The sequence below is a fragment of the Aromatoleum bremense genome, assembly GCF_017894365.1.
GTDB classification, from domain to species: domain Bacteria; phylum Pseudomonadota; class Gammaproteobacteria; order Burkholderiales; family Rhodocyclaceae; genus Aromatoleum; species Aromatoleum bremense.
In genome coordinates this window covers 4,362,374-4,376,837 of sequence record NZ_CP059467.1, presented here as the reverse complement: position 1 = coordinate 4,376,837, position 14,464 = coordinate 4,362,374, and the positions used below count along the sequence as shown (strand labels likewise).

Below are 14,464 nucleotides of genomic sequence, written 5' to 3'. Positions count from 1 at the left end.
GTCCTCGCCGTTTGTTCGTTGGCAGGGTAGCTGTCAATGACTTATACGGCCGAGGGTCTGTCAGCCTTAAGAGCGGTGCTGCCTGAAGGTGTAGCGACACACGGCTCGCAAACTCACCCGGCCGACGGAACGGCTGGAGTCGTCACAGGCCGCGGCGCAGGTGACACGGGAGCGGCCATCATGTTGTCTGTCGAGTAACAAATGAGCCTCTTGCAAAAAGCGCTCTGCGCGGGGAATTTTTTGCAGCGCGAGGCAAAGGCGGAGGGGGCGGGCGGCCATTTCTGGCATGATGAAGTTCTCACACAAACATCATAACGCCCGCAAAATGGATGCTATCGGACGCGCTGTAATCCTGCAACGGTGGAATGTGGTTCAGCACGAACTGCTGCCCAAGTTGAAGAACGAGGTGGGCGCACTGACGCCGAAGCTGGAGCGGGTCATCCACACCCTGGAATGGGTGCGCATCGAGGAATTCGTTTCGGCATCCTGGTGCGGTACGGGCCGTCCGCCCCATGAGCGCAGCTGGCTGGCGAATGCCTTTGTAGCCAAAGCCGTGTTGGGGCTGACGACCACGGTCGGGCTGATTGAGCGTCTGACGGTCGATCGTGCGCTGCGGCGCATCTGTGGCTTTGCGCTGTGCCGGAAACTGCCCTCCGAGTCCACGTTCTCGCGCGCGTTTGACGAGTTCGCCGCGGCGCGTCTGGCCGAACGGGTGCATGAGGCGCTCATCAAGGAACACCTTGGGAATGAACTGATCGGGCACCTCAGCCGCGACGGCACCGCGATCGAAGCGCGCGAGCGCCCGGCCCAGAGCCGGCGTGCAGCGGCGACCCCGGCGCCGGCGCCGGCGGCCCAATCGTGCTTGATCACCGAGGCGGCGCCGGCTGCGCCAACGCCCGCGGTTCCGGCGAAGAAACGGGGCCGCGGCCGCCCCCGGCGCGGCAAAGTCCGTGCCCCTGCCAAGGTTTCGCCCATCCAGCGCCAACGTCAGCAGAGCCTGGCGCAGATGCTCAAGGATATCCCCTCGGGGTGCGACCGTGGCACCAAGTGCAATGCCCAAGGGTACAAAGTCAGCTGGAACGGCTACAAGCTGCACCTGGACACCGCCGACTGTGGCGTGCCGATTGCGGCGCTGCTGTCGTCGGCCTCGATGCACGACAGCCGCGCTGCCATCCCCCTGTCGCTGATCAGCGCGCAGCGTGTCACCAACCTCTACGACGTCATGGATGCCGCCTATTGCAGCTTCGAGTTGCATGAGCACTGCCGCAGCCTCGGCCATGTCCCCTTGATCGACCACAATCCGCGTGGCGGGATGAAAGAGGCGTTCGAGCCTGCTGACGCGATCCGTTACAACGAACGCACCGTCGCCGAGCGCAGCAATGCGCGGCTCAAGGATGAGTTCGGCGGCAACACTCTCCGGGTCAAGGGCGGCACCAAGGTCATGGGGCACCTGATGTTCGGTGTCTTGGCGCTGTCTGCTGATCAGTTGATGCGATTGCGGCAATGACACTCCGCACCGCGACACCTACGCTGACATCGCTGCCATCGATGACGCAGGACTCCTACGTCCAAAAATAGCAAGAACATGCCAATGACCTGGCCGAAAAGCCCTGCCGACTTCGCCAACGAGGAAATCTCGCTCCCGGCGGGCGAGTGCCTCAGCTTCACAATTCCGAAGTGGGACTTTTGCAAGAGGCTCAAATGACGCATATCACGACTCCCGTTACAGTAATCACCGGCTTTCTCGGCAGCGGGAAGACGACGCTGGTTAACCGCATCCTGCGAGAGTTGCACGGTCAGCGTGTCGCGGTGATTGAAAACGAGTTCGGCGCGGTCGGCGTCGATGCCGAGTTTCTTGTGACTGAAGGCGACGAGACCGTCATCCAACTTGTCAACGGCTGCTTGTGCTGTACCGTGCGCGGTGACCTTGCACGCGCACTCAACACGCTCAGCGAGAGTAGCGAGATTCAAGGATTTGTCTTTGATCGTGTTCTTATCGAAACGACAGGTATTGCCGACCCGGGGCCGATCATTCAGACCTTCCTCGCCGAAACGGCGATCCTGACGCGATTTCACCTTGACGGCGTTGTCACGCTGATCGACAGTGTGCATGCGTTCTCGCAACTCGACAAGATCGAAAATCGAGCGCAGGTGGCCTATGCCGATCGCCTGTTACTGACCAAATGCGATCTTGCCACGCCGTCGCAGCTCGAGGCTATCAGTGGGCGCCTGGCGGAGATGAACCCGCGAGCGGAACTGCTCTCGGTCGATTTACACAACGCGCCCGTTGCCGACGTGCTGAATCTGCTATTCGATGCGCACGGATACAGTTTTGACTACGTGCCCCCAGAGGAACTGAAGCAGCTCAAAGGCCGTAGACCTGCTGCGGATTTGAGCTTTCGGCCAGTGGCGCCCCGCCACACCAACGATATCGTGTCGTGCATCTTCGAGTCCAACGTCCCGCTCGACCTGGAACGTCTGAACGTATTCTTTGACATGGCCCAGCAACGTTATGGTTCTCGGCTGTGGCGTTACAAGGGCATCGTCTGGGCAGAACATCAACGACCGCGTCTCGTTGTTCAGGGCGTGCAGAATCTCCTCCAGATTACTGGCGGCACTATCTGGCGCGCTTTTGAGCCGCGGCACACATTGCTAGTGTTCATTGGACAAGCGATTGATCCGGGATGGATCAAAGCAGGGCTGCGCCGTTGCGAAGTGATTTCAGAATCGGCGTCAAAGGGCTAGCTAGTTGCCTGGACTCCCAAGTCCAGTGGAGGCGAGGGCGACGGCTTGCCGAGCGGAACCGACGACGTGCGATTCGTGACGGATGACCTAGCCCTTGAGGGCGTCGGATATCGCCGTCACGGAAGTGGCCAGCGACTTGTTTGCCCAGCGCTCAATCGCATCCTCAGGGCACGGCGCTCAAGGTCCCGCTTTTTTCGTCCCCGACGGGACGCCAAAGTCGCTGACCAGTCGCTGCAGTTCGGCTGCGTTCGCGACATCCATTTTGCGCAAGACGTTGGCACGGTGAACGTCCACCGTCTTGGGGCTGATGGCATAAATCCGCGCGATTTCTTTGCTGGTAAAACCCTTGGTGATGGCCTCCAGGATCTCTATTTCTCGCGCGGAGAGTCTTGCGAGCCGTTGCCTGAATTGCGCCTTGCGTTGACGGTCGGCGTAGTCGTCCGCGGCTTGGCGCAGAATACGGTTGATCGCGTCGAGAAATTCCTGCGCGTTGAACGGCTTCTGCAGGAAGGTCACCGCACCCATCTGCATCGCGTTGACGGCGGCGGGGACGTCGCCGTGGGCGGTGAGGAAAAACAGTGGAATGTCGCGGCCGAGGTCGACGAGCTTCTTCTGCAGTTCGAGGCCGCTCATGCCGGGCATGCGCAGGTCGAGCACTGCGCATACGGGGCCGTGTGCGTGGGCAACCGCCCGGAGGAATGCTTCGCCGGACGTGAATAGTCGGCCCTGCAAAACCCTCACAGCCCGCATGAATACTGGGATTCCGTCAGAAAGTAGCCCCACGATTTCCCTCAGAAAGTAAAATACAGGTGATTGAAACCTCAGGGAAATGGGGCTCCGTGCAGATGGCAACCGACGATTTTTTCCGATCCCGACTCGACCAGATGATTGATCTTCGGCACCCGTTGGTGGTGTTGGCGTCACGCATACCCTGGACGCAGATCGAAGCGGCCTTGGCCCCGGCGTTCGCCCGTAAGCACCGCGAAGGACAGGTCATCGAAGGCACCGATCTGTTCGGAACGACGCTCGAGATCGCGGGGAGCAGCGTGAGCATGGCGGGCCGGCCGCGGCTACCGATTCGGCTCATGGCTGCGCTGCTTTACCTCAAGCACGCGTTCAATCTCAGCGATGAAGAACTCGTGGTTCGGTGGTCGGAGAATGTCGTGTGGCAATTTTTCAGCGGCCTGGACTACTACACGCCAACGCTACCTTGCGATGCCACCCAGATTGGACGGTTTCGGACGGCGATTGGCGAAGCCGGCGTCGAAGAATTGCTCAAGGCCACGATTGACACGGCCGTGGCGACAAAGGCGGTACGCCCGGTTGAATTTGAACGGGTCATCGTCGACAGCACCGTGCAGGAGAAGGCCATCGCCCATCCGGTCGATAGCCGGTTGCTGGAGATTGCCCGGGCGAAAGTCGTGCAAGCGGCCAAGTCGGCAGGCATCGCACTGAAGCAGACCTTCATCAAGGAAGGCCGTGAGCTCCGACGCAAGGCCGGCGGCTACGCCCATGCCAAACAGTTCAAACGCCTTCGACGCACCGTCAAACGGCAACGCACGATCCTTGGCATCGTCCTGCGCGAGATCAAACGCAAACTCACCACGGCAACGGCACAATCGGGCGCCTCGATCACCCGCCTGACCACCCTGATGGCGCGTGCCGAGCGCATCCGCACGCAACAGCCCAAGGACAAGAACAAGCTCTACGCGCTGCACGCGCCGGAGGTCGAGTGTATCGGCAAGGGAAAAGCGCGTAAGCCCTACGAGTTTGGGGTCAAGGCCAGCATTGCCGTCACGCACAAGAGTGGCCTGATGGTGGGCGCGCGAACTTTCCCAGGTAACCCCTATGACGGCCATGTGCTCAATCAGCAGCTGGAGCAAACCGCGATCTTGCTGGAGGGGACCGGTAAGGCGCCGAAACAGGTGATCGTCGATCTGGGCTATCGCGGCGTGGATGCAGACAACCCGAGGGTGCAGATCATTCACCGTGGCAAGTACAAGTCACTGACACAACAGCAACGCCGATGGCTCAAGCGGCGCCAGGCAGTGGAACCCGCGATTGGGCATCTGAAGTCCGATCATCGAATGGACAGATGTTGGCTGCAGGGCTCACTCGGTGATGCATTGCATACTGTGCTCTGCGCTGCAGGGTACAACCTGCGGTGGTTGCTGCGGGCAATGCTCCGCCTGGGGCTGAAGGCGCTTTTTTTGCGTCCACTATTGCTGTCGCTACTGGCGCTCGTTCTTCACCGTTCGCTCACGCGGACCTGCCCTGCACCCCACGGTTCGAATGCCGTCGCAACCGGGGCCGGCGGGTGAATTTTGCAGGGCCGACTGAATACGCGCGAGGGGACCTTGATCGAGTCGAGCAGCCAGACGAGCCCTTCGAGGACATCTGGTTCGTCATCGACAAGGAAGACCTGAACGGTTGAGGTGTCCATGGGTCAGTCCGCGATGCGCAGCGTGAATCGGAAGGCACCGCCCGCACCGCCCGCACCGCCCGCACCGCCCGCACCGCCCGCACCGCCCGAGGGCAAAAGCTCGATCGATCCGCCGTGCGATTCGACGATGTTGCGACAGATCATCAGCCCCATCCCCAGTCCCGCTGGTTTGGTCGTGAAGTAGGGCTCGAACAGGCGATCGGCCACTGCGGGGGGGACGCCGGGCCCGCTGTCGCTGACCGTGACTGCGAGCATCCCGTCCTTTGTCGGGGCCAGGCGGATTTCGAGCCGTCGCCGGTCGGCCGGCACGTCGTGCATTGCGTCGAGCGCGTTGAGCATCAGGTTGACGAAGACCTGCTGGATTTCGACCGGTGTGCAGGACACCTGCGGCAGGCGGTCTGCGGCGGTGACAAGCGGGCGCACGCCGGCCGTGCGGAGCTGCGCCTCCATGAGCGTGATCGTCCGGCGGATCAGGTCCGTCAGGTCGGTGTGAGTGAAGTTGGCCGGCCGGCGGGAGACGAAGCCGCGCACGTTGCGCATGATCTCCGTCGCCTGCGCGAGGTGCATGCCGATCTTGGCGACCGCGTGCGTGATGCTTTTCAGGTCCGCGTCGCCCTGCTTGAGGCGTAGCGAGAGCCCGGCCAGGTAGCTCTGGCAGGCGTTGAGCGGCTGGCCGAGTTCATGGGCGAGGGCCGAGGCCATTTGCCCGACCAGCGACAGGCGCGAGGCGTGGGTCAGGGCGTCGCGCTGCTGGCGTTCGCGTTCCATCGCGAGGCGTTGCTGCGTGACGTCGTTGAAGGTGAAGGTGACTGCGCTGCTGCGCGGCGCGGAGATCACCGTGAAGTCGCGCCGCCCGCCGTCCCGCGTGACCCAGCCAAATTCGAAGTCGGCCACGCGGCACTGTTCGGGGGAAAGTTCGTCGCGCAGCAGCGCCGCGAGCGACGTGGGTTGCCCGTCGCGGAACGCGCGCGTCGGGTCTTCCAGCAGCCGCGGCATGTCTTTCGCGGTCCGTGCGCCGAGGTAGGACAGCAGCGAGCGGTTACACTCCACGACCGTCCCGTTGGCGTCGAGGACCAGCACTCCGAGCGGGAGGTTACGGAACAGCGATCGGTATTTTTCGCGGCTCTCAGTCGCGGCCTGCTGGGCCGCGCGGCGCCGTTCGACCTCGGCGCGCAGCGCTTCGTTGGTGTGCTGCAATGAGCGGGTGCGGCGCTCGACCATCTGTTCGAGCTGCAGGTTGGTGCGGCGCAACTGTTCTTCTGCCAGCCGGCGGTCGCTGACGTCCTGCAGTACCCACACCGACGGCGAGCCCGGATCGGTGGGGTCGGTCAGACGCCCGGAGAGCAGGCACCAGAACACCTCGCCATTGCGGCGAATGAGCTGGCGTTCATGGATGTAACCTTGGTCGCGCGCCATTTCCGGGTAAAGCCTGCCGACGCGATCGTATTCCTCCTCGCTGGCGTAGATGATCCGCACGTCGTGGTCATCCAGTTCGCCGGGGGCGTAACCGAGCATCTCGGCCATGCGCGGATTGGCCCAGATGATGTGCCGGTCCTTGAGGAAGCAGATGCCGACGATGGTGTTGTTGTAGAGCTCCTCGTAGGGAAACGTGTAGCCCTCCCGCGCTGGTGGTGCGGGGGCTCGCTTGTCGGCTGGCATGTCTGATCGCTTGGCGGGACTCACCCTTCCGATGATAAGCCAGCGGGCCGGCGACAGTGTCCTCAGCAAATGTGCCTCCCATGTGGATATTGCGGCGCAATAATGCCATATGCACCGCTCTGGGTCCTTCCCAGTGCTGGTGGCTGGCACATCGCCCGAAATGTTCGCCGTGTAACAGGATTCGTTATTGTGCGGCGCACTACGGAATCACTTTAGATCCATAGGGAATCTCTCCCGATGTGTGCGTGCGGCGGCGTCCCTAGACTCGGCTCCAAGCTGAGTCACCGTCCGTGGCTCCATGCGCCCCCACCCCGAAAGGAGTTCTGATGGCATACGAAGAATCAGTCCAGAAAGCGATAGCCAGCACCTACGACGACATCTGGCTCGTCGCCGGCCAGCGCACCCCGTTCGCCGACTACAACAGCGTGTTGCGCGACGTGTCGCCGACCGATCTCGGTATTTTTGCTGCGCGCGCGCTGTTCGAAAGGAGCGGCGTTCCGGCCCGCGAGGTTGACGCGATCGTCGGCGGCAACGTGGCACAGGCGAGCTTCGACACCTATTACTTGCCGCGTCACATCGGCCTGTATTCGGGCGTGAATCCCTCCGTTCCGGCGTTGCTCGTGCAGCGCCTGTGCGGTACCGGTTTCGAGACCATCATCGCCGCTGCCGACCAGATCGCGCTGGGCAAGGCGAAGGTGGCGTTGTGCGTGGGCACCGAGTCGATGTCGCGCAACCCGATCGCTGCCTACACGCACCGTGCGGGCTTCCGCATGGGCCAGCTCGACTTCCGTGACTTCCTGTGGGAAGCGACCAAGGACACCGCATCCAGTACCAGCATGGGCGACACTGCGGAAAACCTCGCCCGGCAATACGGCATCTCGCGTGAAGAGGTCGACCGCTTCGCTGCACAGAGCTTCGCGCGTGCAGTCGAGTCCTGGCAATCGGGATGGTTCGCGGGCGAGGTGACGCCCGTGGTCAATGCCAAGTGGGAGCTCGACGGCTACAACGCCCGTTCGCTGAAGCTCGCCGACCGCGCCGAAAGTTTCGAGCGCGACGGCCACGTGCGCCAGACGTCCTACGAGGCTCTGCAGAAGCTCAAACCCGCCTTCGGTGGCGTGCAGACGGGCGGCAACAGCTCCGCGATCGTCGACGGTGCTGCGGCGCTTATCGTCGCCGACGGCGACTGGGTGCGGGCGAACGGCGTGAAGCCGCTGGCGCGGATCGTGGCAGGCGCTGTGGTCGCAGTTCCGCCCGAAATCATGGGCATCGGGCCGGCGCCGGCCATCCGCGCTGCAACGCAGATCGCCGGCCTGACTGTGGGAGACCTGGGCCGTATCGAGATCAACGAGGCGTTCGGCGCGCAGTACCTCGCCTGCGAGAAGGAGCTCGGACTCGACCGCGATAAGAGCAATGTGCATGGCGGCGCGATCGCGATCGGCCATCCGCTCGGCGCGTCCGGCGTGCGCCTGACGACCACCGTCGCACGCGAGTTGCAGGAAGCGGGGCTGCAGTACGGCGTGTCCTCGGCCTGTGCGGGTGGCGGGCAGGGCGTGGCGATCATCGTCGAGAACGTGACGTGAGGCCCCAGACATGAAATTCGAAAACAGCACCTTCATCATCACCGGCGGCGCGTCGGGACTGGGCGAAGCCACCGCACGAGCCTTCCACGCAGCAGGTGCGAACGTTGTCATCGCGGATCTGAACACCGCCGCCGGCGAGAAGCTCGCCGACGAGTTCGGCAGCCGTGCGGCCTTCCATCGCACGGATGTCGCTTTCGAAGCCGATGCGCGCGGCTGTGTCGAAGTTGCACTGAAGCGTTTCGGCACCCTCAACGGGCTGGTTAGCTGTGCCGGCATCGGCACGGCAGCCAAGGTCCTGGGTAAGGACGGCCCGCATCCACTGGACGTCTTCAGCCGCATCGTGAACGTGAACCTCGTCGGCACCTTCAACATGATCCGCATCGCCTCCGAAGCGATGTCGAAGGGCGAAGCGAATGCCGGTGGCGAGCGCGGCGTCATCATCAACACCGCATCGGTCGCCGCCTACGACGGCCAGATCGGCCAGGCCGGCTACGCCGCGTCGAAAGGCGGCATCGTGTCGATGACGCTGCCGATCGCACGCGAACTCGCCCGCTTCGGCATCCGTGTCGTGACGATCGCGCCGGGCCTGTTCCTGACGCCGATGATGCAGGGCTTGCCGCCTGATGTGCAGAAAACGCTCGGTGAGACGGTGCCGTTCCCGCCGCGCCTCGGAGAGCCGGCCGAATATGCGCAGCTGGCACGCCAGATCGTCGAGAACGTGATGCTCAACGGCGAAACGATCCGCCTAGACGGGGCGATCCGGCTCGCGCCGCGTTGAGAGAGGTTGGCAGGCCTGCGGGGTGCCAGTCTTGCCCGAACGTACCCGATGAATCCGTGATGGGGAGCCGGCTGCAGCGGGAGATCGGGTCGAGCCGGTTGTGCGGATCGCGCGATGGCCACTGGTTGACGCAGGGACCTCGGATTACCCGAGGAAGAGTTGGTATGCAGGGTTGCTGGATTCTTCCCAGTAGCGGTAGCCCAGGTTTTTTAGAAAGTCCTGGAACTTGAGCATCTCTTCGGGCGGTACTTGCATGCCAACCAGGATGCGTCCGTAGTCAGCGCCGTGGTTCCGGTAGTGAAAGAGGCTGATGTTCCAGTTCGCACTCATCTTGTTGAGGAAGTTCATCAGGGCGCCAGGGCGCTCTGGAAATTCGAAGTGGTAGAGAATTTCGTTCTCGACCTTGGGGGCGTGGCCGCCGACCATGTGGCGGATATGCATTTTGGCCAGCTCGTCGTCGGTCAGGTCAACGGTGGCAAAGCCTTGCTTTTGGAGTCGGTCGATCAGCTTCAGGGATTCGTGCCGGTTGGCGACCTGTATGCCGACAAAGACATGGGCTTCGGAGGCTCGGTTGTAGCGGTAGTTGAACTCGGTGATGCTGCGCTGGCCGACCACCGAAACGAATTTCTTGTAGGAGCCCGGCTTCTCGGGGAGGGTGACGGCTAGGATGGCCTCACGCTGCTCGCCCACCTCAGCGCGCTCCGCGACGAAGCGGAGGCGGTCGAAGTTGGTATTGGCGCCGGAGGCGACGGCAACCAGGGTCCTGTCCTTGAGCTGGTGCTTTTCAGCATATGCCTTGGCGCCGGCGATGGCGAGTGCGCCGGAAGGTTCGAGGATGGACCGGGTGTCCTCGAAGACGTCCTTGATCGCCGCGCAGATGGCGTCGGTGTCGACCAGGACGACTTCGTCGACGACCTGGCGGCAGATGCGGAAGGTTTCCTCGCCGACGTACTTGACCGCAGTGCCATCGGCAAACAGGCCGACCTGCTCCAATCGGATGCGGCGGCCGGCTTTCAGGGAGCGGGCCATCGCGTCTGCGTCGACGGTTTCGACACCGATGATCTTCACGTCGGGACGCAGGCGCTTGATGTAGGCGCCGACGCCGGCGATCAATCCGCCCCCGCCGATGGCACAGAAAACCGCGTGAATGGGTTTGGGGTGCTGGCGGAGGATTTCCATGCCGATGGTGCCTTGGCCCGCGATCACTTCGGGATCGTCGAAGGGATGGACGAAGGTTAGCTTCTCGGCCTCTTCCAGTTCCAGGGCGTGGGCGTAGGCCTCATCGAATGAGTCACCGAACAACACCACCTCGCCGCCCCGACTGCGTACGCCCTCGATCTTGATCGGTGGCGTCGTGGTCGGCATGACGATGACCGCACGGACGCCCATCTGCTGGGCCGCGAGCGCGACCCCTTGAGCGTGATTGCCGGCTGAGGCCGCGATTACGCCGCGGCTCTTCTTTTCCGCCGAGAGGTGGGCCATCTTGTTGTAAGCCCCGCGGATCTTGAAAGAGAACACCGGTTGCATGTCCTCGCGCTTCAGGAGGACGCGATTGGAAATGCGGGCCGAAAGATTCTTGGCAAGGTCCAGGGGCGATTCGATGGCGACATCGTAGACCTGGGCGTTGAGAATCTTTTCCAGATAGTCGGGAGGGCTGGGGGACATAGGGCGGACGACGAAAGGGCTGGAGAAAAACGCTAAAGATCGGAGGGCGACCCGACCTTTGACAAGTCGACCTTCTCCATTCCGTCCCTTACCCGGTTAAGGTAATGAACGAAGGCAACCTTGTCGTCGAACCGGAATTCCTCCATCGACTGTCGATAGAACTCGTAGATCTTGGGTTGAATGTTGTTCCAGAATTCTCGCCCGGTCGGTGTCAGAACAACGCGCTTCGCACGGCGATCGACGGTATCGGCAACCCGCTTGACCTGGTCGTCCCGTTCGAGGCGCTTCAGGACGGCATCCAGGTTTTGGCGGCTGACACCCAGATACTCGGCGAGATCGGAAAAAAGCATCCCTTCAACGACCTTTGGACGCGAAAGTGCACCAAGTACCGACCACTGGACCGAGGTAATGCCGATCTCCTTGGTGGATCGCCGTTCCAACGTAACGCCAACCTGAAACATTCGGAAAAACAGTCGGTTGTGGATCGCGGATACGGACTGGTCGTAGGCAGGGTCGATGGGGTTGCTCATGGGGCGATGGATCCATCCAAGGGATTGCAGATCATGTTTCGGGATCGAAACGAACATATCAGTCTACCAGCGGAGGTCTCGGGCCCGAAGAGTGGATGGATCATGCCGTGTCCCCGTGTACGTCGGCATGCGGCGTGGTACGTTCCCGGACGGAAGCGCCCGGTGTCGTGACTTGAGCGAAACCGTAGGACAAGGGTGCCTGTCCTACGGCCCGGCGTAGTCGAAACGTCCTGAAATCAGTTGCCGGTAAAGACTGGTTGGCGCTTTTCGGTAAAGGCTTCGACGCCTTCGCGATAGTCTTCGCTCCATCCAAGTTCGCGGACGAAGCAAGCTTCCAGCGATAGTTGCTGTTCCAGGGTATTCGTTGTGGACGCATGCATCGCCTGTCGGGTGCGGACAAGGGCTTTGGTGGGCATGGCGGCCAATTGCTGGGCGAGCGCATCGACGCCGGCCGAGAACTCGCTGTCGTCCAGTGCCTGCCAGATCAGGCCCCATTCGGCAGCTTTTGCAGCGGGGAGTTTTTCCGCGAACATCGCCAGGCCCAAGGCGCGAGCGATCCCGAGGCGCTGCGGCAGGAACCAGGTGCTTCCGGTATCCGGGCTGAGCGCAATGCGGGAAAAGGCCTGAAGGAAATACGCGGACTGGGTGGCAACAACGACGTCGCAGGCGAGTGCGAACGACGCGCCGCCACCTGCGGCGACACCATTGACCGCTGCAATGGTCGGTACGCGCAGGTTCTGGAGGCGCATCACCAGTGGTTTGAAATTCCTTTCGACGACGTTGCCGATGTCGGGAAGCTTGCCACCCTTGGCTTGCATGGCGGGGTCGGCAAGGTCCTGGCCGGCGCAGAACGCTCGTCCGGCACCGGTGATGACCAGAACGCGGGCCGATCCGTGATCCTGCACCTGATCCAGGGCAGCCAGCAATTCACGATTTGTCTCATCGTTCAGGCTGTTGAGTTTCTCCGGGCGGTTCAGTGTCAGCCGGGCGATGCTTCCGTCGAATGTGAGGGTGATGTTCGAGAATTCCATGTTGAGCTCCTTTTGGCACAAGTGGTTGGTCAAAGACGGCGACGCTAGGCACGTCCGTTAGAAGTTCGATTCATCCATCGCGAGCACCGCTTCCGCTCCCGCGGTGATGGCTAGAGCCAAGCCGTTGGCACGGGACAGGAAATGATCGGTAAAGAACCGGGCCGTTCGGACCTTCGTCTTGTAGAACGTCGATTGGCCGGCGGCTGCTCGAAGTTTGTCCGTTGCAACCAGCGCCGAACGACCGAGCTGCCAACCACCGGTGACAATGCTGAAGAGTTCGAGGAAGGGGGCGGCGCCGGCGGCCGCACGATTGGGCTCGACGGCGTAGGTGTCGAGGACGAACTCGACACTTCTTGTCAGCGCATCGATGCCGTCCCTGAGGGCGGTCCCGAGCGCGGTCAGGTCGGATTCGTCATGGCGTTCGAGGTCGGATTGAACCTTGCGCATCTTCTCGACGAGAGCGAGGATGGATTTGCCCTCGTCCCGTGCCACCTTGCGGCCGATGAGGTCGGCTGCCTGGATGCCTGTGGTTCCCTCGTAGATGGCCGTGATTCGGGCATCTCTCAGGTGCTGTGCGGCGCCGGTTTCCTCGATGAAACCAATGCCGCCATGGATCTGGATGCCGAGGGACGCAATATCGATACCGCTTTCCGTGAACCAGCCCTTGGCGACGGGCATCATCAGGTCGACAAATGCCAGGCTCTCGTTGCGCATCGCTTCGTCGGGATGCCGGGCGGCGACATCCATGGCAACCGCAATCGAGCACGCCTGGGCGCGCATGACCTCGATGCGGGATTTCATCGACAGGAGCATCCGTCGAACGTCGGGATGCCGCACGATAGGCACCCTCGTGCCCGACTTGTCGCCGAGTTCCGAGCCCTGGATACGTTCTTTCGCATAGGCGAGGGCGCGTTGATAGGCACGCTCGCCGATACCCAGTCCCTCGAGGCCAACGGCGAATCGAGCCGCATTCATCATGATGAACATGTTGTCCAGGCCGCGATTTTCTTCGCCGACGAGGTATCCGGTCGCCCCCTGGTTGTCGCCAAAGGCCATTACGCAGGTCGGGCTGGCGTGGATCCCCATCTTGTGTTCGATCGAAACACAGCGGACATCGTTGGGGGCGCCGAGCGAGCCGTCCGCATCGACCAGGATCTTGGGTACGACGAACAGGGAGATGCCCTTGCTGCCTGCCGGTGCGCCTTCGACTCGCGCAAGGACCAGATGCACGATGTTGGGCGCCATGTCGTGGTCACCGTAGGTGATGAAAATCTTCTGGCCATGCAGCCGGTAGGTGCCATCGGCTTGGCGGATGGCGCGTGTGCGAATGGCTGCAAGGTCGGATCCGGCCTGCGGTTCCGTGAGCACCATCGTGCCGGTCCATTCGCCACGCACCATCGCGGGCAGGAATGTTCTTTTGAGGTAGTCGGACCCTCGAAGTTCGAGTACCTGCTGGGCGCCGCGAGTCAGCATGGGGGAGAGGGCGAAAGCCATGTTTGCCCCATTCCAAATCTCTTCGACGAAGGTCGACAGCAGTTGCGGAAGCTCTTGGCCGCCTGATTCCTTCGGCGAGGCAAGCGAGGTCCAGCCGCTCTCGCTGAACAGTTTGTACGCCTCGCGCCACCCGCCGGGCATGCGAACGCCATCAGCCTGCCACCGCGCGCCTTCGATATCGCCGCTGCGATTGAGGGGGGACAGAACGCCATTAGCGAACTTCCCCGCCTCTTCGAGGATGGCATCCGCCAGGTCTGGCGATGTCTCTTCATAGCCAGGGAGTCCTGCGACTTCATCGAGGCTGGCCATGTCATGAAGCAGAAAGCGCATCTCATGTAGCGGGGCGATGTATTCGTTCATAAGGGATCCGTGAGCTGGTGGGCAACATGACCGGAACGCGCGCGAGCCCGTGTCGCATGTTGAAGGGAGAGTGAGGTTTATGAGTAAACGCCTTGATATAGCGGTATAGATGTATCGCCTTAAAACGCAATGCAACTCTACATCTGAGAAAAATATCTATCAAGTACTTGACACAAATA

General features: G+C 62.1%; 11 protein-coding genes. 5 read left to right on the top strand and 6 right to left on the bottom strand.

Annotated elements, in window-relative coordinates:
• Positions 1–325 precede the first annotated feature (325 nt).
• Positions 326–1,507, top strand: a complete 1,182-nt coding sequence (locus pbN1_RS20615) for a transposase (RefSeq protein ID WP_169204315.1) — start codon at positions 326–328, stop codon at positions 1,505–1,507.
• A gap of 194 nt (positions 1,508–1,701) precedes the next feature.
• Positions 1,702–2,745, top strand: a complete 1,044-nt coding sequence (locus tag pbN1_RS20610; RefSeq protein ID WP_169203584.1) for a CobW family GTP-binding protein — start codon at positions 1,702–1,704, stop codon at positions 2,743–2,745.
• Positions 2,746–2,922: 177 nt separating this feature from the next.
• On the opposite strand, the gene pbN1_RS20605 is transcribed toward pbN1_RS20610, so the two are convergent.
• Positions 2,923–3,495 (bottom strand): response regulator transcription factor, encoded by a 573-nt coding sequence (locus pbN1_RS20605; protein WP_210147605.1) that lies wholly within the window; start codon positions 3,493–3,495, stop codon positions 2,923–2,925.
• 95 nt (positions 3,496–3,590) lie between these two features.
• Between pbN1_RS20605 and pbN1_RS20600 the strand changes: the two genes are divergently transcribed.
• Positions 3,591–5,066 carry an IS5 family transposase gene (locus pbN1_RS20600; protein WP_210147604.1) on the top strand — a complete coding sequence of 492 codons (1,476 nt, stop codon included), beginning with the start codon at positions 3,591–3,593 and terminating at the stop codon, positions 5,064–5,066.
• 125 nt (positions 5,067–5,191) lie between these two features.
• On the opposite strand, the gene pbN1_RS20595 is transcribed toward pbN1_RS20600, so the two are convergent.
• Positions 5,192–6,847, bottom strand: a complete 1,656-nt coding sequence (locus pbN1_RS20595) for a PAS domain-containing sensor histidine kinase (protein WP_169203582.1) — start codon at positions 6,845–6,847, stop codon at positions 5,192–5,194.
• Positions 6,848–7,173: 326 nt separating this feature from the next.
• Here pbN1_RS20595 and pbN1_RS20590 point away from each other — a divergent pair, with 326 nt between their 5' ends.
• Both pbN1_RS20590 and pbN1_RS20585 read left to right on the top strand, forming a co-directional pair.
• Positions 7,174–8,427: a thiolase family protein gene (locus pbN1_RS20590; RefSeq protein ID WP_169203581.1), complete on the top strand. Its 1,254-nt coding sequence runs from the start codon at positions 7,174–7,176 to the stop codon at positions 8,425–8,427.
• Between the two features lie 10 nt (positions 8,428–8,437).
• On the top strand, positions 8,438–9,205 hold the full coding sequence (locus pbN1_RS20585; protein WP_169203580.1) for a 3-hydroxyacyl-CoA dehydrogenase: 768 nt from the start codon (positions 8,438–8,440) through the stop codon (positions 9,203–9,205).
• Between the two features lie 144 nt (positions 9,206–9,349).
• Here pbN1_RS20585 and ilvA read toward each other — a convergent pair whose 3' ends face one another.
• The 4 genes from ilvA to pbN1_RS20565 all read right to left on the bottom strand — a co-directional run bounded on the left by ilvA (position 9,350) and on the right by pbN1_RS20565 (position 14,285).
• A complete protein-coding gene (gene ilvA, locus pbN1_RS20580; protein ID WP_169203579.1) occupies positions 9,350–10,870 on the bottom strand; it encodes a threonine ammonia-lyase, biosynthetic in 1,521 nt (506 codons plus the stop codon).
• A gap of 32 nt (positions 10,871–10,902) precedes the next feature.
• Positions 10,903–11,400 carry a MarR family winged helix-turn-helix transcriptional regulator gene (locus pbN1_RS20575; protein ID WP_169203578.1) on the bottom strand — a complete coding sequence of 166 codons (498 nt, stop codon included), beginning with the start codon at positions 11,398–11,400 and terminating at the stop codon, positions 10,903–10,905.
• 236 nt (positions 11,401–11,636) lie between these two features.
• On the bottom strand, positions 11,637–12,431 hold the full coding sequence (locus pbN1_RS20570) for an enoyl-CoA hydratase (protein WP_169203577.1): 795 nt from the start codon (positions 12,429–12,431) through the stop codon (positions 11,637–11,639).
• 57 nt (positions 12,432–12,488) lie between these two features.
• The gene (locus pbN1_RS20565) at positions 12,489–14,285 is read right to left on the bottom strand and encodes an acyl-CoA dehydrogenase (RefSeq protein WP_169203576.1); all 1,797 of its coding nucleotides are present in this window, start codon (positions 14,283–14,285) and stop codon (positions 12,489–12,491) included.
• Positions 14,286–14,464: the final 179 nt, after the last annotated feature.